Here is a 24,526-nt window from a genome sequence, read left to right on the forward strand (position 1 = left end):
TTCCGACGCATGAACGCCTTCCGTCTCGATCGCCTTCATGGCCTTTGTTCGAAGCGCGTGCTCGCGCCCGTGCTGGCCGCCTTGTTGCTGGCCGGAACAAACGTCGCGCACGCCGGCACCGACTGGACCCTGGACCGGCTGATGTCCACGCTCGCGCAGCACAAGTCGGGACGCGCCGCCTTCACCGAAACCAAGTACCTGTCGATCGCGACGCAGCCCGTCGAATCGTCGGGCGAGCTGTCCTTCGTCGCGCCCGATCATCTGGAAAAGAACACGCTCAAGCCCAAGCCCGAGCACCTGGTCGTGGACGGCGACATGCTCACCGTCGATCGCAACAGCCACCCATACACGCTGGCGCTCGCGCACTATCCGGAACTGGGCGCGTTCATCGAAAGCATTCGCGCGACGCTCACGGGCAACCGCCTGGCGCTTGAACAGACCTACCAGGTCGCGCTCGCGGGCAGCGGCGACGAGTGGACGCTCACGCTTACGCCGCGCGATTCGCGGATGCGCAAGACGGTCAGCGCGATCACGCTCGAAGGCACGCGCGACCGCCTGCGCAGCGTCGCGATCCAGCAGGCGGGCGGCGATCATTCGCTGATGCAGTTGCGGCCGCTCACGGCGTCCGCAGTGTCTGCGGCAACGCCGAACTGAGCGGCGCAAGTCTCGACTCGCGCGCCGCCCGACCCGTATGAACGCCCCGCTCAAACCCGGCCCTGACGGCCCAAATGGCTCACATGGCTCACATGGCTCAAACGGCTTGATTTCCCGCGCCCTGCACGCGCTGCAGCGGCGCGCCGTGCTCGTCTGGCTGCTGTTTCTGCTCGCCTGCGCGGGCGCGATTGCACGCGCGCACTTCAGCACCGATCTGTCCGCCTTCCTGCCGCGCGCGCCCAGCGCCGGCCAGCGCGTGCTGATCGATCAGTTGCGCGACGGCGTCGTCTCGCGGCTGATCCTCGTCGCCATCGAAGGCGGCGACACCGCGACCCGGGCGCAGCTCTCGCGCGAAGTCGCCGCAACGCTGCGCGCCGATCAACGATTCGCGGCGGTCCACAATGGCGAAGCCATCAACGACGCGCGCGACCAGCAGTTCGTGTTCGCGCATCGCTATGCGTTAAGCCCCGCCGTCACGCCACAGCGCTTTAGCGCGGAGGGCCTGCACGCGGCGCTCGGCGACAGTCTCGATCTGCTCAGTTCTTCGGCGGGCCTCGTCGCCAAGGACCTGCTGCCGCACGATCCGACCGGCGAAGTCGCCGCGCTCGTCGGCCAGCTCGACGGCGCCGCGCAGCCCGCGACCCGCGACGGCGTCTGGGCCTCGCGCGACGGCACGCGCGCCGTGCTAGTCGCGCAGACCGCCGCCGCAGGCTCCGACACCGACGCCCAGGCCCATGCCGTCGCCGCCATCCAGCGCGCGTTCGGCGCGGCCACGCGCGCGCTGCCGCAGGCGTCCGGTTGCCGCATCGAAATGAGCGGCCCCGGCGTGTTCTCCGTGCAGACGCGCGATGCGATCCGCCATGACGTCGAGCGCATTTCGGCGCTGAGCCTCGTGCTGATCGTCGCGCTGCTGCTCGCGCTCTACCGTTCGCCGCGCACGCTCGTGCTCGGCCTCCTGCCGGTGCTGTCCGGCGTGGCGGCCGGCATCGCGGCGGTGAGCCTCGCGTTCGGCACGGTGCAAGGGATCACGCTCGGCTTCGGCACGACGCTGATCGGCGAGGCCGTCGATTACTCGATCTATCTGTTCGTGCAGTCCGCGCAGACGCCGGCCGGCGCGCGCCAGGACGACACGCTGCGCGCCTGGGTCGCCGCTTACTGGCCGACCATCCGGCTTGGCGTGCTGATGTCCGTGTGCGGCTTCGCGTCGATGCTGTTTTCGGGCTTTCCGGGCCTGGTGCAACTGGGCGCCTATTCGATCGCGGGACTCGTGACGGCGGCGCTCGTCACGCGCTTTGTGCTGCCGCGCCTGCAAGGCGGCGCGGTCGCGATGCGCGACGTCACGCTTCTGGCGGCCTGGCTCGCGCGCGCCGCGCAGGCCGCGCCGCGTCTGCGCTGGCCGCTCGCGGCACTGGCGCTCGCCGCTATCGCGGTCCTCGCGCTGCATCGCGACGGGCTGTGGAGCCACGAACTCTCCGCGCTGAGCCCGGTCCCCGCCGCCAGCCAGGCGCTCGACGCGCGGTTGCGCGCCGACGTCGGCGCGCCCGACGTGCGCTATCTGGTCGAGATTCCCGCCGCCAGCGAACAGGCCGCGCTCGAAGGGGCGGAAAAGATCGGCGCGCAGTTGCAGCCGCTGGTCGATCGCGGCGTGCTCGCGGGTTTCGAAAGCCCGGCGCGCTATCTGCCGAGCGCGGCCACGCAGCACGCGCGCCGCGCGAGCCTGCCGGACGACGCCACGCTGGCTGCACGCCTGCACACAGCGCTCGCCAATCAGCCGATCACGCTCAAACCCGACGCCTTCGCGCCCTTCCTCGCCGATGTCGCGGCGGCGCGCGAGGCCGCACCGATCACGCGTGCCGATCTGCGCGGCACCTCGATGGCGCTGGCCGTGGACGCATTGCTCACGCCGCGCGCGGACGGCGGGTGGAACGCGATGCTCGCGCTGCGTGCGCCGGACGGAGCCACCCAGGCCGATACATCGAGCCTCGACGCCGCGCCGATCCGCGCCGCCGTCGGCGAGGCCCACGTGCCCGGCGCGCTCTTCGTCGATCTGAAAACCGAGGCCGACGGCCTCTACGCGAACTACGTGCGCGAAGATATCCGCCTCTCGCTCGCGGGTTTCGCGGCGATCGCGGTGCTGCTCGCCTGCGCACTGCGCTCGGGCCGGCGTGCCGCGCGCGCGCTCGCGCCGCTCGTCGCCGCCGTGCTCGTCGTGGCGGCGGGCTTTGCGCTCGCGGGCGTGCCGCTCACGATCCTGCATCTCGTGGGCATGCTGCTGATCGTCGCGGTCGGATCGAATTACGCGCTGTTTTTCTGCAAGCACGATGACGGCCCGAACACCTCAATTGCGCCAGGCACGCTGGTCTCGCTGCTGGTCGCCAATCTCGCGACGGTGGCGGGCTTCGGCCTGCTCGCGCTGTCGCATGTGCCGCTGCTCGAAACCTTCGGCCTCACGGTCGGGCCAGGCGCGATGCTCGCGCTCGCCTTCGCGGCGATCCTTGCACCGCAGGCCGCGCGCGCCGCCCCCGCGCCTGCGGTTGGCGCGCGCCTGAACGCCCGCGAGGAGAAACGCGCATGAACGCCCCGACGCCGCTCCCGGCCACCGCCGCGCCGCGCCGCTGGAAGCCCGCGCCGCTCATCACCGGCAGCGCCGCGCTGCACGTGGGCGCGGCGGCGGCCATGCTCGTGCAACCGGCGACGTGGCCATGGGCGACGGGCAGCGTGATCGCCTCGCATCTCGTGCTGACGGCGGCGGGACTCTGGCCGAAGAGCGCTTTGCTCGGCCCGAACTGGACCCGGCTGCCGCCCTCGCAACATTCTGACGACCGCCGCATCGCCCTGACCATCGACGACGGCCCGGACCCGGAAGTCACGCCGCGCGTGCTCGATCTGCTCGACGCGCACGGCGCGCGGGCGACCTTCTTCTGCATCGGCGAACTGGCGCAGCGTTACCCGCACATCGTCGAGCAGATGATCGCGCGCGGCCACGCCGTCGAAAACCATAGCCAGCGCCATCGCCATACGTTCTCGTTGTGCGCGCCGGGCGCGCTGCGGCGCGAGATCGAGGCCGCACAGCGCACGCTCACGCAGATCAGCGGCACGCGGCCGCTGTTCTTTCGCGCGCCCGCGGGCCTGCGCAATCCCTTTCTCGAACCGGTGCTGTGCGATCTGGGCCTGCATCTGGCGAGCTGGACGCGGCGCGGCTTCGACACGCGCGAGCGCGATGCGGGCAAGGTCGCGCAGCGCCTGCTTCACGGCCTCGCGCCGCGCGACATTCTGCTGGTTCACGACGGCCACTCGGCACGCGGCCCGGATGGCGAGCCAGTGGTGCTGAGCGTCCTGCCCGCATTGCTGCGCGCCGCCGCGCACGCCCAGTTGCAGTGGACGACGCTGCGCGCGGCGCTCGGCGAAATTACGCCTGAAGGCCGGCAAGAAAATGCGCAGGAAAAGACGCAAAAGCGCGCCGAAATCCCCGCCCGGAAAGCGGTTGACGCCGCCCCGTTTGATAAAATTTGACCGATATCAACCTATGACCGCGCCGCCCGGCGCGCTAACCCGGTCTATCACCCGACGACATTCGTGAACCCCATCCTGCTCTCGCACTACACCGCCACCAGTTGCCTCGGGCGCGGTCTCGACGCGATGCTGGCCGCCCTGCGGGGCCAGCGCGGCGGCCTCGCGCCGTGCGATTTCGAGCGCGCCGACCTCGACACCTGGATCGGCAAGGTGGACGGCGTGGACGACGTGGCGATGCGCGCCGATCTCCAGGACTACGACTGCCGCAACAACCGTCTCGCACAACTCGGCCTGGAACAGGACGGTTTTTCCGCACGCGTCGCTCAAGCGGTGGCGCGCTACGGCGCCAGCCGAATCGGCATATTCATCGGCACCAGCACGAGCGGCATCCTCGAAACCGAGCAGGCCTATCGCACGCGCGACCCGCAAAGCGGCGCGCTGGCGCCGGGCTTCCACTACGCCGAAACCCACAACCCCTATTCCGTGGCCGCCTTCGTGCGCGCGTACTGCGCGCTGCGCGGACCGGCGACGGCGATTTCGTCGGCGTGCTCGTCGGGGGCGAAGGTCTTCGGTTCGGCTCGGCGCATGATCGAGGCCGGTTTGATCGACGCGGCCGTGGTGGGCGGCGTCGATTCGCTGTGCCTCACGACCCTGTACGGCTTCAACTCGCTCGAACTGCTGTCGCGCCAGCCGTGCCGGCCATTCGACGTGGCGCGCGACGGCATTTCGATCGGCGAGGCGGCGGCGTTTGCCTTGCTGGAGCGTCTGCCCGCCGATGAAGCGCCCGGCGACGATGCCGTGATGCTGCTCGGCGTGGGCGAGTCGAGCGACGCGCACCATATGTCGTCGCCGCATCCGCAAGGGCGCGGTGCGCGCGCGGCCATCGAGCAGGCGCTCGCCACCGCCGGTCTTGCGCCGCACGACATCGGCTACATCAACCTGCACGGCACCGCGACGCCCAGCAACGACGCCGCCGAAAGCCGCGCCATCGCCGCGCTATTCGACGCCACGCCATGCAGCTCGACCAAGGGCGCGACCGGCCACACGCTGGGCGCGGCGGGCGCGCTGGAGGCCGTGGCCGCCGCGCTCGCGCTGCGCCACCGCTTCATTCCCGCAGGCGTGAACACGACCCAGCCCGACCCGGTACTGGGCACGAACTACGTGCTGGAAAGCCGCGACGCCGATCTGCGCGCCGTGCTCAGCAATTCGTTCGGCTTCGGCGGGACGAATTGCAGCCTCGTTTTCGGGCGCGTCCCGTTCGTCCACACGCCCCGGAAGAATCCGCGATGAAACTGCACGCCTGCATCGAAAGCATCGGCCTGATCGGCCCCGGCCTGGCCGACTGGCCGCACGCCGCCGACGTGCTCGCGGGCCGCACGCCCTACGCGAGCGCGCGCACCGTCCTGCCGCCGCCCGCGTCCCTGCCTGCCGCCGAGCGGCGCCGCACTGGCCCGGTCGTGCGCACCGCGCTGGCCGTCGGCCACGAAGCCGTGGCCGCCAGCGGGCGCGATGTCACCACGCTCGCGGCCGTGTTCGCAGCCTCGGGCGCCGACGGCCAGAACTGCCACGCGATCTGCGAAACCCTCGCGGGCGACGACCGCCAGCTCTCGCCCACGCGCTTTCACAACTCCGTGCACAACGCGCCGGCGGGCTACTGGAGCATCGCGGCGCAGGCGCGCGGCGCGTCGAACGTGCTCTGCGCGCACGACGGCAGCTTCGCGGCGGGCTTGCTGGAAAGCCTCTGCCAGGTCGCCGCGGACGGCGAGCCGAGCCTGCTGATCGCCTACGACACCGACTATCCCGAGCCGCTGCACGCGGTACGCCCCGTCCCCGACGCGTTCGGCGTGGCGCTGGTGCTCGCGCCGCTGGCCGACAGCGGTGCCGATAAACCCGCGCTCGCCCATATCGAAGCCCAACTCACGGACGCGCCCGCCACAGCGCTCACCTCGCCGGAACTCGAAGCGCTGCGCACCGGCAATCCGGCGGCGCGCGGGCTGCCGCTGCTCGAAGCGATTGCGGCGCGGCGCGCGGCGAGCGTGGTGATCGACTATCTGCCGGAAACGCGCGTGCGCATCGATCTGAGCTTCCCGGACGCGCTGACGGAGCCGGCGCCGTGAGTTCCGCCCGCTTGCCCACCCTGCTGCCCGATCACGCGTGGATCGCGGCGCACATTCCGCACAGCGGCGCGATGTGCCTGCTCGACGGCGTCGAGGCCTGGGACGACACGCGCATCCGCTGCACAGCGACGAGCCACCGCGACCCGCACAATCCGCTGCGCTCGCGCGGGCGGCTCGCTTCGGCGTGCGGCATCGAATACGCGGCGCAGGCCATGGCCGTGCACGGCGCGCTGGTTGATGGCGGCCGTGGCGACGGCAGCAACGACGCCCAACCGCGCGTGGGCTTTCTCGCCAGCGTGCGCGGCGTCGAAGCCCACGTCGCGCGCCTCGACACCTTCGCCGCACCGCTCACGATCGAGGCCGAACGCCTGAGCGGCGACGGCACCAGCGTGCTCTACGCGTTCACCGTGCGCTGCGGCGCGCAGGCGCTGCTCTCGGGCCGCGCCGCCGTGATGCTCGACGCCTCGGCGCGGCTGACCGGCAGTGGCCCAGCCACAATCAAGGAAGAATCCCCATGAAAAATCGTCCGCTTATCCTCGCCGCGCTGGCCGCGCTGCTGCTCGGCCTCGTCAGCTCGGCGGCGCACGCCGATCTGCACGAAGTAAAAGAAAACATCAAGCACGACTCGAAAGAGGCCGCCCACAAAACCGGCCACGCCGCGCGTGATTTCGGCCATGCGACCGCGAATGCGGCCAGGACCGTGGGCCACGGCATCGCGCACGCGTCGCGGGAGGGCTATGAGGCCACCAAACGCGCGACCAAACGTGTGTTCCACAAGGACGAAACCCGGGACGACACGCGGGAAGAAACCCGGGAAGAAGCGCATGGCGACGATGCGTAATTGACGGCTGACTGCTAAAACGGCATCGCGCAGATAGCCGCGACAGCCCGCCCAAACTCCCCCAATCGGCCCGCCGCACCCGCGATTTCGCGGCTTTGCGGGCCCGAATCCCTCTGCCGAACGGCCAATTTGCCCGTCTCGCGCCCACAACAAGGCAAAATACGGGTTTTCGAGCCCGTGCCGGGCTTCTATTTTTCCTGCCGGTTTGGCCTGCGCCCTTAGCAGACGCCGCCCGAGGACGTATCATCCGGGCCTCGACGCGCGGCCGGCCGGACCGCTTGCCCGGGATGCCCGCGCGCGAGCCCACTGGAGTTGTTTTGATGACCGAACCCAAGATTTCATTCGCAGGCCGCGTTTCGCTCGCCTTCGGATCGTTTTTCGCCATTCTCGGCAATGCCGAACTGGCCGCCGGCGTGCGCCGCCTGCGCAACGGCGAGACGTTTGATGCACCGGTTTCCGCACCTGTCGCGACCCAGCCCGCCCCCGTAGCCGCGCCGGTTGCGCCCGCCCCGGCTCCTGTCGCTGCGGCCGCCAGCGCCATCGAGGAAGCCAGCCCGCAATCGGCTATGCAGTTGCTCGGCCTGCTCCAGCGCAACGCGCGCTTCGTCGATTTCGTCGAGGAAGACATCGCGGGCTACGCGGACGCCGACATCGGCGCGGCCGCGCGCCTCGTCCACGAAGGCTGTCGCGCGACGCTGCGCGAACACTTCACGATCCGCCCGGTGCGCACGGAAGCCGAAGGCAGCCGCGTCACCATCGCCGAAGGCTTCGACGCCACGGCGATCCGCCTGACCGGCAACGTGGTCGGCGCCGCGCCCTTCAACGGCACAGTCAGCCATCGCGGCTGGCGCGTCGAGGACGTCAAGCTGCCCAGGCTCGTCAAATCGCATGACGCAAAAATCATCGCACCAGCCGAGGTGGAACTGTGAGCGAAGCCCGTTATTCCATCGGCATCGATCTGGGCACGACCCACTGTGCGCTCTCGTATGTCGACCTGACCCGCAGTGACGGCGAGAAAGCCGTGCAGGACGTGCTGCCGATCACGCAATTGACGGCGCCCGGCGCGATCGAATCGCCCGAGCTGCTGCCCTCGTTCCTCTATCTGCCCAATGCGGGCGAACTGACGCCCGGCGACCTGACGCTGCCGTGGACGGCCACGCGCGAGTACGCCGTGGGCGAGATGGCGCGCAGCCGGGGCGCGGGCACGCCGATCCGCCTCGTGTCGAGCGCGAAGAGCTGGCTGTGCCACCCGGGCGTCGATCGCCGCGCGGCGATCCTGCCGAACGACGCGCCGCCCGAAGTCGCGCGCGTGTCGCCGCTCGAAGCGTCGATCCGCTACCTCACGCACCTGCGCGAGGCATGGGACCAGGCCGTGCCGGAAGCGCCGTTCGGCGAGCAGGACGTCACCGTGACGATTCCGGCCTCGTTCGATCCGGCGGCGCGCGAGTTGACCGCCGAAGCCGCGCAGGCCGCCGGCTACACGCGCATGACGCTGCTGGAGGAACCGCAGGCCGCGCTCTATAGCTGGATCCAGAAGAGCGGCGGCGGCTGGCGCAAGGACGTCAAGGTCGGCGACATCATCCTCGTGGTGGACGTCGGCGGCGGCACGACCGACCTTTCGCTGATCGCGGTGGTCGAGCGCGAAGGCAATCTCGAACTGCATCGCGTTGCCGTGGGCGAGCACATCCTGCTCGGCGGCGACAACATGGATCTCGCGCTCGCCCACGTGGTCGCGCGCAAGCTCGCGGCCCAGGGCACCCAGGCCGATCCGTGGCAGTTGCGCGCGCTCACCTACGCGTGCCGCTCGGCCAAGGAAACGCTGCTGTCCGATGCGAGCGTGGACACCGTGCCGCTCGTGGTGCCCAGCCGCGGCTCGAAGCTGATTGGCGGGTCGATCCGCACCGAACTCACGCGCGCGGAACTCACGCAGATCATTCTCGAAGGCTTTTTCCCGCAGGTGGATGCCGCCGCGCGTCCGGCCGTGCGCACCCGCGCCGGTCTGACGCAGCTTGGCCTGCCCTACGCGCAGGACGCGGGCGTCACGCGCCATCTCGCGGCCTTCCTCGGCCGCCAGGTCGCGGCGCTTGCGCAAGTCGAAGGCTTCGGCGCACCCGCCGAAGGCGCGAGCTTCCTGCACCCGACCGCCGTGCTGTTCAATGGCGGCGTGTTCAAGTCGGAACTGCTCGCCGGGCGCGTGCTCGACATCGTCAACGGCTGGCTCGCGGCCGAAGGCGCGCCTGCCGCACGCCTGCTGGGCGGCGCGGATCTCGACCTTGCGGTCGCGCGCGGCGCGGCGTACTACGGCTATGTGAAGCGCGGCCGTGGCGTGCGCATTCGCGGCGGCACGGCGCGCGCGTACTACGTGGCGGTCGAATCGGCCATGCCCGCGGTGCCGGGTCTGGAGCCGCCCGTGTCGGCGCTGTGCGTCGCGCCGTTCGGCATGGAAGAAGGCACGGACGCGCCGCTGCCCGCGCAGGAATTCGGCCTGGTTGTGGGCGAGCCGGTGCATTTCCGCTTCTTCGGCTCGTCGGTGCGCCGTCAGGATCAGGTTGGCACGCTGCTCGACTACTGGTCGGCGGACGAACTTCAGGAACTCGAAGAGATCCAGGCCACGCTGCCGACCGAAGGCCGCACGCCCGGCGAAATCGTGCCGGTCAAGCTGCACGCGCGCGTGACCGAGGCGGGCACGCTGGAACTCGAAGCCGTGCCGTCCGGCAGCCACGAGCGCTGGAAGGTCGAGTTCGACGTGCGCGGCGGCGTGAGCGCCTGACGCGCGCCCAGCGCATCCATCAGGGCGCGGCCCAAGCCAGGGCAGCGCCCGTCTCACCGCCAACCGAGTCAGCATTTGAGCGCGATGAAGTCATACGTCGTCGGTATCGACCTGGGGACGAGCAATACGGTCGTGGCCTACGCCGAAGCGGGCGGCGACGAAATCCGCGTATTCGATATCGAGCAACTCACGGCGCCCGGCGAAGTCAGCGCCCAGCCGTTGTTGCCGTCGGCGCGCTATCACGCCGGGCCCGGCGAATTGCCGTCAAGCGCGCTGCAACTGCCGTGGTCCGCGCCGCAAGACGCTAAAGACGGCGACACCGCCGTGGTCGGCCGTCTTGCGCGCTCGCTCGGCGCGCAGGTGCCGGGGCGGCTGGTCGCCAGTGCGAAAAGCTGGCTCTCCCATGCCTCGGTGGACCGGCTCGCGCCGATCCTGCCCTGGGGCGCGCCCGAGGATGTCGGCAAGATCTCGCCGGTCGACGCCAGCGCGAGCTATCTCGCGCATGTGCGCGCCGCGTGGAATCACCGTTTCCCGAATGCGCCGCTCGAACAGCAGGACGTGGTGCTCACCGTGCCCGCCTCGTTCGACGACGGCGCGCGCACGCTCACGCTCGAAGCCGCGCGCCGCGCGCAACTGCCCAAACTGCGCCTGCTCGAAGAGCCGCAGGCCGCATTCTACGACTGGTTGTTTCATCATCGCGACTCGTTGCAGGCCGAACTCGCAGGCACGCGCCTCGTGCTCGTGTGCGACGTGGGCGGCGGCACGACCGACCTCACGCTCATCCAGGTGCAGGTCGATGACAACGGCGAGCCGCGCCTGACGCGCATCGGCGTGGGCAACCACCTGATGCTCGGCGGCGACAACATGGATCTCGCGCTTGCGCATCTGGCGGAAAGCCGTCTTGTGCAGATGTCCGGCCAAAGCGGCAGGCTCTCGGCGGCCAGCCTTTCGCAACTGGTCGAACGCTGCCGCGTCGCGAAGGAGCAACTGCTCGACGAGGACGCGCCCGAAGCGGTCGGCGTGACGCTGCTCGGCGCGGGCTCGAAGCTGATCGGCGGCGCGCGCAGCACGCAGATCACGCGCGAGGAAGCGGCGCGCATCGTCGTGGACGGTTTTTTCCCGGCGGGCGAGGCTGGCGATCTGCCGCGCCGCTCGCGCGCGGCCATCGTCGAATTCGGCCTGCCCTATGCCGCCGATCCGGCGATCACGCGGCATATCGCGGCCTTCCTGCAACGCTTCGCGGCGCACTCGCGCGAGGCGCTTGGCTTGCCCGCAAGCCAAGCGTCAGCAGCGCCGCCGGTGCCCGACACGCTGCTGCTCAACGGCGGCGTGTTCAACGCGCCCGCGCTGGCCGCGCGTCTGCGCGACACGCTCGGCGCGTGGCGCGATGCGCCGCTCACCGTGCTGCAAAACGATCACCCCGACGTGGCCGTCGCACGCGGCGCGGTCGCCTTCGCGCTCGCGCGCAAGGGGCGCGCGCCGCGCATCGGCGGCGGCTCACCGCGCAGCTATTTCCTGGTGCTCGATGATGGCAAAAGCAGCGGTGAAAACGACGTCGAAGCCGCGCCGCACGGCATCTGCCTGCTGCCGCGCGGCACCGAGGAAGGCCACGAAGTACGGCTCGACGATCGCACCTTCGCGCTGCGGCTCGGTCATCCGGTGCAGTTCCATCTGGTCTCGACTGTCGCCGATACGCGCTGGAAAGCCGGAGAAATCGCCGAACTAACCAGCACGCAGGCGGGCGACTTCATCCGCTTGCCGCCGCTGGCCACCGTGGTCGCGGGCAATCAGGGGGGGCGCGAACGCCCGGTCAAGCTCACCGCGCAACTGACCGAGATCGGCACGCTGGAGGTGCGCTGCATCGCCACCGACGATCCCGCGCAGCAATGGCTGCTCGAATTCCAGTTGCGCCGCGAGGACCACGCGCGCCCGGACGCCGGTGCGCGCGTGCGCCATCCCGCGCTCGACGAAGCCATCGCGCTGATCGACCGCGTATTCGGTGCGAAGTCCGCCAAGGTCGATCCCAAGGAAGTGAAGCGCCTGCGCGCGCAGCTCGAACACACGCTCGGGCCGCGCCAGAACTGGGACAGTCCGCTGCTGCGCGAACTCTTCGGCGCGCTTTGGGACCGCGCGGGGCGCCGCCGCCGCTCCGCCGATCACGAGCGCCTCTGGCTCAACCTGGCGGGCTACTGCGTGCGGCCGGGCTTCGGTTATCCGCTCGACGAATGGCGCGTCGGGCAATTGTGGACGCTGTTCGACGACGGCATCCAGCACGTCAACGACAGCCAGGTCTGGTCCGAATGGTGGACGCTGTGGCGGCGCGCGGCGGGCGGCCTGGACACCGAGGCGCAGGAACAGGTGCTCGCGGCGATGCGCTGGCTGGAGGAAGCGGCGAGCGCGAAACACCACAAGCTGCCCTTCGATCCATCGAAGCTGGGTCACGCGGACATGGTGCGGCTCTACGCGTCGCTGGAGCAGATCGACGCAGCCAGCAAGATCGACATCGGCGGACAACTGCTTGAGCGTCTGCAAAAGCCTGCGGAGAATCATCAGAGCTGGTGGGCCGTGGGCCGCATCGGCGCGCGTTTGCCCTTCTATGGCAGCGCGCACGGCGTCGTGCCGCCCGACGTGGCGGCGCAATGGCTCGACGCGATTCTCGCGCTCGACTGGAAGAAGGTCGAACCCGCGATGTTCGCCGCCGCGCAGATCGCACGCATGACCGGTGACCGTTCGCGCGATATCGCGCCCGAGCTGCGCGAAACGGTGCTCAAACGGCTGGAGAGCGCGAACGCGCCGCACACGTGGATCGAAATGGTGCGCGAGGTCGTGGAGCTCGATAACGCCGATACCGGGCGCGTGTTTGGCGAGGCGTTGCCGGCAGGGTTGAAGTTGATGGCGGGTTAAAAGTCCTGCCACGCAAAAACGCGCTCCGGTTTTCACTGGAGCGCGTCGTTCATCGGTTCAGCAGGTGGGCGTCAATTTCCCGCCTGAACCTCGACAGCCTGCACGGCCTTCACCGCTTGCACGGCGACCGGCTGCGCCATCAGCGCCTCTTGCGGCAGCGCCCATTCGAGCCAGCGCGTGCGATGCGCGACCACCAGACCGAACGCGACCGCCGCCAGCGCGCCGAACGTCGCGAAACCCATCTGATAGCTGCCCGTGCTTTCCTTCGCGATACCCATGATGACCGGCAGATAGAACCCGCCGATGCCGCCCGCCGCGCCCACGATGCCCGACATCAGGCCGGTGCGGCCCTGCCAGCGGCGCGGCACGAGCTGGAACGTCGCGCCGTTGCCCAGGCCGAAGCATACATAGGTGAGCGCGAGCAGCGCGATACCGGCCGCAAACGGCGGCATCCACGCGGCGAACGCAAAGTCGCACAGCGAGATCGCCGCAAGCAGCAGCACGAGCGCGCGCACGCCCGAGATCCGGTCGGCGATCAGACCGCCAATCGGACGCACCATCGCCCCCGTGAGCGCCAGCAGCGACATGATCACGCCCGCTTCGAGCCTGGGCACCTGATAGAGCGACACGAGCAGCGTCGTCACATACGACGACATGCCGACAAAGCCGCCGAACGTAATGCTGTACACGAGCATCACGACCCACGTATCGCCTTCCGCCAGCACGCCGCGATAGTGGCGCGGCAACACGGCGATCGCCAGCAGCGCGCCCATCAGCGGCAGCAGCAGCACGCCGGTCTTGCCCGCGCCGAACACGCCTTCATGCACGGCCAGCACGAGCGCGATCAGCCCCGCCAGCGTGATGAAGAATGCGCGCAATGCCTTCGGTACGCTGCCCGACTTCTGGCCGAGGTCGCGCGCCCAGAAGCACATGGCCAGCGCCGCGATGCCGAGCAGCGGCAGCGCCGCGCCCGTCGCGTGCGCCCAGCCGATGTTGCTGGCGAGGCCCGGGAACAGAAAACCGTCGAGCACCGCGCCTATGTTGCCGGCCGCGGCCAGCCCCAGCACGAGGCCCTGCACCTTCGGCGGATAGTTGCTGCCCGCCATCGGCAACGCCACCGCGAAGCTCGCGCCGCCCACGCCCAGCAGCACGCCCAGCACCAGCAGCAGCGTGTAGGACGGCGCGCCCGGCATCAGCAGCAGCACGACGGCCGGAATCGCCGACAGCGCAATGCCCATCAGCGCGACCTTGCGGCCGTCGCAGGCCTGATAGAGATTGCCGAGCGTCACGCGCAGAATGGCCGCGCCCAGCACCGGCACGGCGACCAGCAGGCCGAGTTCGGCCGGCGCCATGTGAATGTCCTTCTGGATGAACGGCGCAAGCGGGCCGAACATCACCCAGACCGTGAAGCCAGTGTCGAAATACAGGAAACACGCCAGCAGCGCGCGCCAGTTGCCGCTCTTCAGCGAACTCAAAAGGTCTTTCACGAGGCACTCCCAGGTAATGGACTCGGGTGCGCGGATCACGTCGCGCCCCTCGTCCGTTTAACTTCGCACTCCGATTTATTCAGCGAACCTTGCTTCGAACCGGCCGGTCGCGCGCCAACGGATACACCTCGCGCCAAAAACAAAAAAGCGTCCCGAAGCGCAACCGCATGGAAACTGTTCGCTCCATGGGAAACACGCTTCGGGACGCCGTTGCCCCGCCTTGCCAGGTTCGATCGTCGCGCTTGCAAACCGCCTGCTCGCGAAACGATGTCAATTCGTCGAGGCCATCGTTGACCCCGCTGCTCTCTAAGCAATAGCTATGCCATTCATCGTGCGAACCACGCGAGTCGCGCCGCAAACCCTTGAAATACAGACCTCGCGCACGCGGCCCCGTTTTTGCGCAGGCAAAAAGAAGGGGCGCATACCTGAGCATGTGCCCCACCATTCATGTGCGGCTCGTGTCAGCCTCTGGTGCACCGCAGCGGTGGCGCGCACCAGAGCCGGGCGCCTAGAAGCGGTGTCTCAAGCCCACGCCGACGACGGTTTGCTGGTCGCCCGAGGCAACCGACTGGCCGCTCACGTCCGCTGTCAGGCCCGAGCCGTCGGCGGAAATATGCTGCCAGCTCACCTGCGTGTAGACGTCGGTGCGCTTCGAGAGGAAGTAATCCGCCTGCACCGAAACCTCGTGCCAGCTCGGGTGGTGATCGCCGCTCGAAGTCGAGAGCGCGCCCTGCGTGAAGGTGTACTCGCCCGTCACGCTGAAAGCCGGCGTGAAGTGATACGCGGCGTTCACTTCGTAGTTCGAGAAGCTCGCGCCCTGGCCGTTCTGCGTGAGGCCCAGACTGTTCGCGCCGTTGATCGTGTCGAGGCCGTCAAGCTGCGTGCGCGTCCACACGAAACCCAAACGCGCGTTGCCCGCCGTCCAGTTCACGCCTGCGCCGTAGACGCGCTGCTGCGCGGCGATGAAGGTCCGCTCGGTGAGCGTGATCGCGCCGCCCGTGTTGGAACTGCCGCCGTTATTCGCCTGCAGATAACCCGCGGCGAAGACCAGCGGACCCGTCTGGTACTGTGCGCCGAAGCTGTAGACGCGGTTATCGTCGAAGCCGCCCGCCTCGTTGGAGAAGCCGTACAGCGTGCCGAACTGGATACCGTGGTAGTCCGCGCTGGCGAACTTCACCGCGTTGTTCACGCGGAACGAGTTGTTGAGGTTGTCGTTGTCGTACGGGTGGGCGCTCAGGTTGTTGCCGCCAGGATGCACGCCCGTGAAGCTCAGCGGCGCGAGATAGTCGACGACCGAATCGTACTGGCGTCCAAACGTCAGCGTGCCGTACCGCGTGCTGGTCAGCCCGACCCAGGACTGGAAGCCGAACAGGCGGCCACCCTGGCGCATCGTGCCGTTCATCACCGAAAAGCCGTTTTCGAGTTCGAAGATCGCGGCCGTGCCGCCGCCGAGATCCTCACGGCCCTTGATGCCCCAGTGACTGCCCGTCACATCGCCGCTGCCGGCCTGGTACGACTTCGCGCCGCCGGCATTGCTGTTGAAGGCAAGGCCCGCGTCGATGAGGCCGTACAGCGTCACGCTGTTCTGCGCATGTGCGCCGCACGCCCATGCGGCCGCCCACGCGGCGACCAGGAAAGTCTTCTTCATGGTTCCCTGTTTGATTCGTCTAATTTCGAGTTGTTTTGGCGTCACGCGGACGTGCGCGGGCGCACAACGCGCGCGCGGGGCGCGGCGTCGTGTTCCCGGCGCTGCCGGTACGTAACGGATTAAACGGGCGTGGCTGGGACGCGCTACTGGCGGCTGGCTGGACCCTTCCGATCGGCGAGACCGTCGATCAGAACCTGATGGAAGCCGCGCGAGCATGGCTCGATGCGCGCGCGGACTCCGAATACCTCGGCGAGGCTCGCGGGCGTCACGACTTCGGCGGGGATGCCGAAGTGCGCGATGCGCCCGTCGTGCAGCAGCATGGCGCGATCGCAAGCGCGCAATGCCGCGTTGATGTCGTGCAACACGACGACGGTAGCGATGCCGCGCTCGCGCGTCACCTCGCGCAGCACCGCCATCACCTGATACTGATGATTGAGGTCGAGCGCCGACAGCGGTTCGTCGAGCAGCAAGACCTGCGGCTCGCGCACCAGCGCCTGGGCGATGCCCACCAGTTGACGCTGGCCGCCGGACAACTCGTCGAGCGAACGGTTCGCAAGCGCGCCGATGTCGAGGCGTTCGAGCGCATCGTGCGCCGCCGCCAGCACCTGCGCGCTCGTGTGGGAGCGCAGCGCGGGGTCGCGCCCGGCCCGCGCGGCCACCAGCACCGATTCGAGCACCTGCAGGCGCACCCCGGCGGGCAAGGCCTGCGGCAGATAGACGACGCTATGCGAGCGCGCACTCGCCACCCCAAGAGCGAGCGGCGCGCCGTCGAGCGTAAGCGTTCCCGCGCTGGGTTTCGCGAGGCCCGCGAGCGTGCGCAGCAGCGTGGACTTGCCGCTGCCGTTCGGGCCGAGCAGCGCCGTGATTTCGCCGCGCGGCAAGGGGCCTGCGCTCAGCTCGCGCAGCACGTCGCGCCGGCCGTAGCGCACGCCCAGATCGTGAATCGACAGTCCAGTCGAAGCGAGCGTCATTGCGCCGTCCCCTGCGATCGCACGACGATGCCGAGAAACAGCGGAATCCCCACGAGCGCCGTGACGATCCCCACCGGGATCAGCACGCCCGGCACGATCAGCTTCGACGCGATCGACGCGAGCGACAGCATCAGCGCGCCCAGCAGCAGGCTGCCCGGCAGATAGAAGCGATGGTCCTCGCCGAACAGCGTGCGCGCGAGATGCGGCGCGATCAGCCCGACAAAGCCAATGGTGCCCACGAACGACACCGCCAGCGCCGAGAGCACCGCCACGCGCAGCAGCGTGGTCAGACGCAGGCGCTTGATGTCGATGCCGAAGCTCGCCGCGCGGTCTTCGCCCAGCCGCAGCGCCGTGAGCGCCCACGCGTTCTTCATCGACAGGGGCAAGGCAATGGCAAGCGCCGCCACGAGCACGCCGATTTTGGTCCAGTCGGCGCGAGCGAGCGAGCCGAGCGTCCAGAACACGAGACCCTGCAGCGCGTCGGCGGACGCGACGAACTGCATCAGCTCGGTCAGCGCATGAAACGAGAACACCAGCGCGATGCCCATCAGCACGACGCCCGCCGTGCTCATGCCGCGCCAGCGCGCGACGAGGTCGAGCGTGAGCGCGGATGCGAACGCGAACACGAAGGCATTGGCCGAGACCACCCACGTCTGCGCCACGCCCGGAATCGCCAGATCGAGCACGATCGCGAGCGACGCACCGAACGCGGCCGCCGCCGATACGCCCAGCGTATAAGGGCTGGCGAGCGGGTTGTTGAGGATGGTCTGCATCTCCGCGCCCGACAGGCCGAGCGACGCGCCCACCGCGAGCGCCATCACCGCGTAGGGCAAGCGGATCTGCCAGACGATCACGACATCGGCGGGATCGGCGTGCGCGCGGTCGAACAGCGTATGCACGAGCGTCGCGAGCGGCAGGCCCGACGGCCCCGAACTCGCGTCGATCAGGAGCGAGCCCGCGATGAGCACCGCCACCGCCACGAGCAGCAGCGCGCGCCGCCGCGTGAGGCGCGCGTAGGCGCGCATCTGCGCCTGCGCGGCTTGCGCGCTGGCGTTCGCGTCCGCCTCGGCTGCGCGCCAGCCGGCCCCGGCTGGCACACGCATGTCGTTCATCGCGCGGCCTCTTTCTGCGCGCCGTTCTGCGGCAACGGCGCATCGACCCATTCGGTGCCGCTATCCGGCACGGCAAGGAAGCGTCGATACAGCTCGTCCTGGGTCGCCTGCACGTTGAGCGACTTGAATTGCTGCGGATAGAACCACTTCGCGAACGCTTCGATCGCGACGATGTTGTAGGGCGAGTCGTAGTAGTTGTGCGAGATGCCGTGCACGCGCCCATCGTGAATCGCCTTGATGGTGTCGAAGCCCGGCCGCGCGACCAGTTGTGCGAGGCTCGCCTGCGCGTCGTGCCCGCTCGTGAGCGCGCCCACGCGCAGCGACGCGAGACCCGGCTTGGTGCGGCTGCCCGTGGCGATATAGACGTCGGGCTGCGACGCGATCACCTGCTCCATGCTGATGTCGCCCAGCACGCCCGGCAGCAGACCGGCGGCGATATTGCGCCCGCCCGCCGCATCGACGAACTCGCCGAAGTTGCCCTTGCCCGCCGTGTGGCAGCAGCCGGCATCCCAGACGCCCGCGAGCATATCGACGAACACCTTCGGGCGCTGGTTCCCGGGAATCGTCTTGACGACGCTCTCGACCGCCGCGAGATGCTGCTGATAGAACTGGGTGTAGGCATCGGCCTGCGCCTCGCGATGCAGCACTTCGCCCAGCAACTTGATGCTCGGCAGCGTGTTCTGCAGCGGGTGGACGCGGAAATCGATGAACACCACCGTCGTGCCGGTCGCTTCCAGTTGCTTCACGAGCGCGTTGTAGCGGCTCGGGCCGTGGCCCGCGATGCTGAAGATCGCGACATCGGGCTTGAGCGCGAGCGCTTTCTCGTCGCTGATGCTGTCTTCCGTGGCCTTGCCGATCAGCGGGATCGTGCGGATCTCGGGGAACTTGCGCGCATAAGCGTCGTAGGTCTGCGGGTCCATCGTCGGCAAATCGCCCTGCCAGCCGACGATGCGCGCGAGCGGCTTCTGCCCTTCGAGCAGCGCGACAGCGGACAGCAGGCGGCTCTCGCCCAGCAGGATGCGGCGCGGATTGGCCGGAATCTTCACGGTGCGGCCCGCAAGGTCCGTCACCGTGAGCGGAGCGGTCGCGGCTGCGGCCGACGTGGCAACATTCGCGGCGGCTGCGGCGGGCGCGGCGGCGTGGGCGGCCACCGAAGCAGCGGCGGCAGCAGCGAAAACGACCCCGCCGGCAACGGCGGCACGCGTGAAGCGGGAAGAGAAGCGGGCCATCGGCATGATAGAATTTATAAATGAGAACGATTGCTATTCGCGACCCACACTTTAGCGGCGCGATGTAATGGCAATGTGTTGAGAAGCGGTCCTTTTGTAATGGAATGTGTTGGCGCGGGCCAAGGCAGGCGCAGTTTCAGCCGTTTCTGTAGTTCCTGTAGTTCCAATAGCCGCACGAACCCACGATGGACCACATCCTCGTCGTTGACGACGACCCCAATATCCGCCAGCTCCTGCGCGACTATCTGCGCGAAATGGGTTATGAGGCGAGCGCCGCCAGCAACGGCGCGCAGATGAAGCAGATCCTGCGGCAGACGCGCGTCGATCTGATCGTGCTCGACCTGATGCTCGACGGCGAAGACGGCCTCGACCTCACGCGCGATCTGCGCCGCGAGAACACCGTGCCGATCATCATGTTGTCGGCGCGCGGCGGCCTGCTCGACCGCATCCTGGGTCTGGAGATGGGCGCCGACGACTATCTGCCCAAGCCCTTCGATCCGCGCGAGCTGGTCGCCAAGATCAAGGTGGTGCTGCGGCGCACGCGCGCCGTGCCCGAAGCCGTAGCCGGGACGGCAGGCGCAAATGGCATAAGCGGCACAAGCGGTATAAGCGGCACGCAGAAACACCACGCGGACGCCAGCGCCTTCGTCACCTTCGCGGGCTGGCGTCTGGACACGCGCATGAAGCAGATGCTCTCGCCCGAAGGCGTGGTGGTGTCGCTCGGCGGCTCGGATTACCGCACGCTGCGCACGTTGCTCGACCACCCGAACCGGCCGCTCACGCGCGAATATCTGCTCGACCAGGTGTTCGACAAGGGGCACACGCCGCTCGACCGCTCCATCGACGTGTGCGTGAGCCGCTTGCGGCATCACCTCAAGGATTCGGCACGCAATGCCGCGCTGATCCGCACCGTGCGCAACGAGGGCTACATGCTGGTGGCCAACGTCGCCTACGAAGCGTGACGATGGTGCGCGTCAACGCCTGCCTGCGCCGCTGGTCCCGATTGCGCCGCTTGCGCCGGCTCGTGTGGCCCGACACGTTGTTCGGCCGCCTCGTGCTGGTGCTCGCGGCGGGCCTGTTCGCGGGCCAGTTGCTCACCAGCACGATCTGGTTCGATACGCACGACAACCGCACGCTGGAGATCCCCGCGCGCCTGTTCGCGAGCCGTCTGGCCGATACCGTGCGCCTGCTCCAGCGCGCGCCCGACGAAGCCACGCGCGACGTGATCCTCGATGAATTGAGCGACGCGCGTTATACGCTGCGATGGATTGCGGGCGTGCCATCCGTGCCGCCGCCCCCGCCCTCATCCGGCACGCCGCCCTCGCTCACATTGCGCGCCACCAGCGAACTGATCTCCGGCGTGATCCAGAAGCGGCTTGGCGAACCCATCGACGTGCGTCTGATCGATGCACAATTGCGCGACGACGCCGGGCATCATCGCGGCATCCTGAGCCTGTTCGATTCACGGATGCCCACGGGCGACTTTCATGCCTTCCTGAACGTGCCGGGCCAGGGCTGGCTCGAAGTGCATTCGAACGAAGGCCAGGCCGGCATGCATTCCGAGCGCGGCGCGCTTGTGCTCGACTATCTGCTGCGGATTTATCTGCTGCGCTTTGCCGCCGTGTGCGCCATTGCCTTCGTCGCGGTGCGCTTCGCGCTCGCGCCGCTGCGCCAGCTCACGCGCGCCGCCCAGGCGCTGGGCCGCAATATCCATCGCGCGCCGCTGCCAGAAAGCGGGCCTCTGGAAGTGCGCGGCGCGGCGCAGTCCTTCAACGCGATGCAGCAGCAACTAATCGATCATTTGACGGAGCGTTCGCGCTTTCTCGCCGCCGTCTCGCACGACCTGCGCTCGCCCCTGACGCGGCTGCGCCTGCGCGCCGAAATGCTGCCCGACCCGGCATGGCGCGAGCGTCTGCGCGGCGACCTCGACGACATGGAAGCGATGGTGCGCGCGACGCTCGACGTCGTGCAGGGCGTGGAGATCACCGAAGCGCGCCAGAAGATCGATCTCGACTCAATGCTCGAAGGCCTCGTCGAAGATGCCCGCGAAGCGGGCCACATCGCCAGCGTGACGGGCAGCACACGCGCACCGGTAAAAGGCTTCGCGCGCAACCTCAAGCGCTGTTTGCAAAACCTCGTGAACAACGCGATCCGCTACGGCGGCGAAGCGCGCATCAGCGTCCACGACGATGGCGCCCAGGTGCATGTATGCGTGAGCGACAACGGCCCTGGCATTGCCGATGCGGCGCTGCGCGAGCGCGTATTCGAGCCGTATTTCCGCATCGCCATTCATCACGGTGAAGAAAACGATGAAGAAAAGAGCGGCGGCACCGGCCTGGGCCTCACGATCGCGCGCAGCATCGCCACCGCCCACGGCGGCACGCTCACGCTGCGCAATCGTGAGGAAGCCGGCCGCATCGCCGGACTCGACGCCGAACTGATCCTGCCGCGCGACGATTGAATGGCCAGCTTATCCGCGCTTAAAACACGTAACGCGCCCGCAGATAATAAAAACCGCCGTCGATGCCAATCGGCGATGTCGTCGTGTCGTACACCGCACCCGCATATTGCGCGGCCAGCGGCAGCTTGTTGGGATACGCGTTAAACAGATTGCGCGCGCCGAGCGCCACGTTGAAATGCTTCGTGACGCTGTAGCGCGCCTCGATATCGGTGGTGTATTCGGCTTTGTTGGTGAAGGGAATAAAGACCGTCACCGATCCCGCATTCGGCCCCGTGCGATACGACTCCTGCGCGGACGTGCTGCCATAGCGCGTCTCATGCAGCGAGAGACCCCATTTGCCGTAATTCCACACGCCGCCCAGAATGATTTTGTTCTTCGGCGTGCCCGTCGTCAGATAGGCGATCTGCTGCGCGTTCAACAAGGGCTTGCCATTTGCGCCCGCTGCCACGCGCGTCAGCGAAGTCGTGTTGAAGTTCACGCCCAGATCCCAGTCGATACTGCCGTACTGGCCCAGATACGTGCGATAGGTCGCGGCCAGATCGAGACCGCGTGTGCGCGTGTTCGCGCCATTGGTGAAGTAGCTCGCCGATATCGCCGAAGCGGGAATGCCCAATGGCGTCGAAAAACCCGCCAGCCCGATCGCACCGATGGCCGCCGCCCCCGCCTGCGAGCCGCCTTCGACGATGCGGTCGCGAATATCGATCTGATACGCGTCGAGCGTCACGTTGAGATCGCGCGCGGGCGTCAGCACGAGACCGACGTTATAGCTCGTCGATTTTTCCGGCTTGAGCGGCTGCGCGCCCAGCGCGCGTGCCGCTGCGGAATTCGCGGCCAGCAAGGCGAACGCGGAAGTGGGTGTCGGGCTGATCGTCGTATAGTATTCCTGAGCAAGCGACGGCGCGCGGAAGCCGGTGCTCACGCTGCCGCGCAAGGCGATCCATGGCGTGAAATCGTAGCGCGTGGCGATCTTGCCGTTGGTCGTGTCGCCCACGTCGCTGTAGTGCTCGAAGCGGCCCGCCAGATCGATGCGCCATTTGCGCGTGATATTCGTCGAGAGATCGATATAGGTGGCCAGCACATTACGCGTGTTGTTGCTCTCGCTCGCGGGCGGCAAGCCGACCAGCGCGGGCGTGCCGCCATAAAGATACGAATCCGGCTCGCCCGCGCCCACGGAATAGCCTTCGATACGCTGCTCGACGCCAACCGACACGTTCAGCGGCGCAGGCAAAAAGCCCAGATTGAATGGCCGCGTGAGATCGAGATTATTGGTCCATTGCGTATCCGACTGGCGGCCGATATAGAACTTCGTGGGCGTTTGCCCCGTGGCCTGATAAAGGCCGATATTCGCCGACGACGACTGGCTGAAATTGGCGTTATCGCCGCCATAAGTCGAACTCAAATCCCACTTCCAGCCCAGCAGATCGTCGCCTTTCACGCCGAACGTGACGGAGAAGTCGTTTTCGCTGAGCAGATCCTGCGGCACGAATCCGTTTGGATAGACCGCGGGCAGCACGCTTGCGCCGCGCACGGTCTGGTAGCTCGCCGCATCGCGGTGCGCGTAGGTGCCGAATCCGTACAACTGCACGCTGTCGCTCAGAAAATAGCCTGCGTTGAAGCCCACGACCTGACGCGTACTGGCCGGGTCGCCAATATAGTTGTTGCTGGCTCCGCCCGCCAGTGCGCCTGTATGGGCATATTGTTCGGTGCGGTCGGTGTGATTCTCGCGCGTAACTTCGGCGCTCAGATTGAGGAAGCCGCCGGGCCCCAGCGCGAACCCGTAATTCGCCGATGTACTCTGGCGCAGCCCATCGCCCTGATAAGCCTGTCCCGTGAGGCTTTCGATGTAGCCGCCCTTCGTGTCCGATTTCAGAATGATGTTGATGACCCCGGCGATGGCGTCGGAGCCGTATTGCGCCGCCGCGCCATCGCGCAGAATTTCCACATGATCGACGGCGCTCACCGGAATCAGGTCGATGTCCACCCCCGTCGAGCCTTGCTGCGGGCCGGGATTGAGCGAGATCGTCGCGGTCGAATGACGGCGCTTGCCGTTGACGAGCACCAGCACCTGGTCCGGCGTGAGGCCGTGCAGCGTGAGCGTATCGACGAGCGCGGCCTGCGCGCCGCCCATCGCCTGGCGCTGGATCGCGGGCGACAGCGACACCAGTGCGTCGCGCAGATCGGCCTGGCCGGTGCTCTGCAATTGCGCGGCGGTGATCACGTCCACCGGCGTCAGACTGCGCGTGGCCTTCGTGGCGGTGCGTGTGCCCGTCACCACGACACGATCCTGCACCTGCACGTCCTGCTTCGACGACGTTGCGTCCGTCTGCGCGGAGGAACTGGTGTTTCCAGCGCCGACGTTTTGCGCTTGTGCTGCCCCTGTCCACGCCACTGCAGCGACGGCTATCGACATCGCCCGATACGGTGTTCTCATTTATGCCCCGACCCGAAGATTAGAAAGAGATGCTTCGCTATCTGGAATAGCGGGCCATCTTGTCCGGGCAGGGGCTAGCGCTTCAACTAATTAATTCTGCGAAATTCATGAGGAAAAGATGGGATAGCGTCGATGCGGTTTGCGTAAGCTGCGATAACCGGACGAGTCCACCGCAGGGGCAGTTGATCTGTCCGTTATGCTGGCGACAAGCGACGTCATGCTGGCGAAATCGTCGCGATACGTCAGTGTGCATACGAGTGTTTAAAGTCAGGTTTAAAGCGACGCTTTAAACCTGACTTGCTGACTTGATGATGCATTTACCTGAAGTCGCACGCGAGATTGCCGCCGCGCCACCTCGCGTCTTGAACGAAAGTGGTCCGGATAACAG

18 protein-coding genes are annotated in these 24,526 nt (G+C 68.0%); 12 read left to right on the forward strand and 6 right to left on the reverse strand.

Going from position 1 to position 24,526, the window contains the following annotated elements; genetic code table 11:
- Window positions 1-9: 9 nt before the first annotated feature.
- The 10 genes from B0G62_RS11295 (at window position 10) to B0G62_RS11340 (ending at window position 12,799) form a co-directional block, all read left to right on the forward strand.
- Entirely contained in the window at window positions 10-654 is a 645-nt protein-coding gene (locus B0G62_RS11295; protein ID WP_103704266.1) for an outer membrane lipoprotein carrier protein LolA, read from the forward strand.
- A gap of 106 nt (window positions 655-760) precedes the next feature.
- Window positions 761-3,229, forward strand: coding sequence for an MMPL family transporter (locus B0G62_RS11300; protein WP_407671147.1), 2,469 nt, complete (start codon window positions 761-763; stop codon window positions 3,227-3,229).
- A complete protein-coding gene (locus tag B0G62_RS11305; protein ID WP_103704268.1) occupies window positions 3,226-4,167 on the forward strand; it encodes a polysaccharide deacetylase family protein in 942 nt (313 codons plus the stop codon). The genes B0G62_RS11300 and B0G62_RS11305 overlap by 4 nt, the downstream gene beginning before the upstream one ends.
- Window positions 4,168-4,230: 63 nt before the next feature.
- Entirely contained in the window at window positions 4,231-5,457 is a 1,227-nt protein-coding gene (locus B0G62_RS11310; RefSeq protein WP_103704269.1) for a beta-ketoacyl-[acyl-carrier-protein] synthase family protein, read from the forward strand.
- A complete protein-coding gene (locus B0G62_RS11315; protein WP_103704270.1) occupies window positions 5,454-6,284 on the forward strand; it encodes a beta-ketoacyl synthase chain length factor in 831 nt (276 codons plus the stop codon). Before B0G62_RS11310 ends, B0G62_RS11315 begins: the two co-directional genes overlap by 4 nt.
- Window positions 6,281-6,802 (forward strand): hotdog family protein, encoded by a 522-nt coding sequence (locus B0G62_RS11320; RefSeq protein WP_103704271.1) that lies wholly within the window; start codon window positions 6,281-6,283, stop codon window positions 6,800-6,802. The genes B0G62_RS11315 and B0G62_RS11320 overlap by 4 nt, the downstream gene beginning before the upstream one ends.
- Entirely contained in the window at window positions 6,799-7,125 is a 327-nt protein-coding gene (locus B0G62_RS11325; protein WP_103704272.1) for a hypothetical protein, read from the forward strand. Before B0G62_RS11320 ends, B0G62_RS11325 begins: the two co-directional genes overlap by 4 nt.
- Window positions 7,126-7,445: 320 nt before the next feature.
- Complete coding sequence (locus tag B0G62_RS11330; protein WP_103704273.1) at window positions 7,446-8,054, forward strand: DUF2760 domain-containing protein; 609 nt, start codon at window positions 7,446-7,448, stop codon at window positions 8,052-8,054.
- Window positions 8,051-9,895, forward strand: coding sequence for an Hsp70 family protein (locus tag B0G62_RS11335; RefSeq protein ID WP_103704274.1), 1,845 nt, complete (start codon window positions 8,051-8,053; stop codon window positions 9,893-9,895). The genes B0G62_RS11330 and B0G62_RS11335 overlap by 4 nt, the downstream gene beginning before the upstream one ends.
- Window positions 9,896-9,979: 84 nt before the next feature.
- Window positions 9,980-12,799, forward strand: a complete 2,820-nt coding sequence (locus B0G62_RS11340; protein WP_103704431.1) for an Hsp70 family protein — start codon at window positions 9,980-9,982, stop codon at window positions 12,797-12,799.
- 71 nt (window positions 12,800-12,870) lie between these two features.
- On the opposite strand, the gene B0G62_RS11345 is transcribed toward B0G62_RS11340, so the two are convergent.
- The 5 genes from B0G62_RS11345 to B0G62_RS11365 form a co-directional block, all read right to left on the reverse strand.
- The gene (locus B0G62_RS11345; RefSeq protein WP_103704275.1) at window positions 12,871-14,286 is read right to left on the reverse strand and encodes an MFS transporter; all 1,416 of its coding nucleotides are present in this window, start codon (window positions 14,284-14,286) and stop codon (window positions 12,871-12,873) included.
- A gap of 508 nt (window positions 14,287-14,794) precedes the next feature.
- The gene (locus tag B0G62_RS11350) at window positions 14,795-15,934 is read right to left on the reverse strand and encodes a porin (protein WP_103704276.1); all 1,140 of its coding nucleotides are present in this window, start codon (window positions 15,932-15,934) and stop codon (window positions 14,795-14,797) included.
- 143 nt (window positions 15,935-16,077) lie between these two features.
- Window positions 16,078-16,905: an ABC transporter ATP-binding protein gene (locus B0G62_RS11355; protein WP_103704277.1), complete on the reverse strand. Its 828-nt coding sequence runs from the start codon at window positions 16,903-16,905 to the stop codon at window positions 16,078-16,080.
- Window positions 16,902-17,930 (reverse strand): FecCD family ABC transporter permease, encoded by a 1,029-nt coding sequence (locus tag B0G62_RS11360; protein ID WP_181315573.1) that lies wholly within the window; start codon window positions 17,928-17,930, stop codon window positions 16,902-16,904. The genes B0G62_RS11355 and B0G62_RS11360 overlap by 4 nt, the downstream gene beginning before the upstream one ends.
- Window positions 17,931-18,013: 83 nt before the next feature.
- Window positions 18,014-19,252, reverse strand: coding sequence for an ABC transporter substrate-binding protein (locus B0G62_RS11365; RefSeq protein ID WP_244193191.1), 1,239 nt, complete (start codon window positions 19,250-19,252; stop codon window positions 18,014-18,016).
- Between the two features lie 179 nt (window positions 19,253-19,431).
- Between B0G62_RS11365 and B0G62_RS11370 the strand changes: the two genes are divergently transcribed.
- Together B0G62_RS11370 and B0G62_RS11375 are read left to right on the forward strand one after the other, a co-directional pair.
- Complete coding sequence (locus B0G62_RS11370; protein ID WP_103704278.1) at window positions 19,432-20,208, forward strand: response regulator; 777 nt, start codon at window positions 19,432-19,434, stop codon at window positions 20,206-20,208.
- Window positions 20,209-20,210: 2 nt separating this feature from the next.
- Complete coding sequence (locus tag B0G62_RS11375) at window positions 20,211-21,707, forward strand: ATP-binding protein (RefSeq protein ID WP_244193192.1); 1,497 nt, start codon at window positions 20,211-20,213, stop codon at window positions 21,705-21,707.
- A 19-nt stretch (window positions 21,708-21,726) separates the two neighbouring features.
- Here the strand turns inward: B0G62_RS11375 and B0G62_RS11380 are convergent, their stop codons facing one another.
- Complete coding sequence (locus tag B0G62_RS11380; protein ID WP_103704279.1) at window positions 21,727-24,138, reverse strand: TonB-dependent receptor plug domain-containing protein; 2,412 nt, start codon at window positions 24,136-24,138, stop codon at window positions 21,727-21,729.
- Window positions 24,139-24,526 lie beyond the last annotated feature (388 nt).

Source organism: Paraburkholderia eburnea (assembly GCF_002917095.1).
Classification (GTDB): Bacteria; Pseudomonadota; Gammaproteobacteria; order Burkholderiales; family Burkholderiaceae; genus Paraburkholderia; species Paraburkholderia eburnea.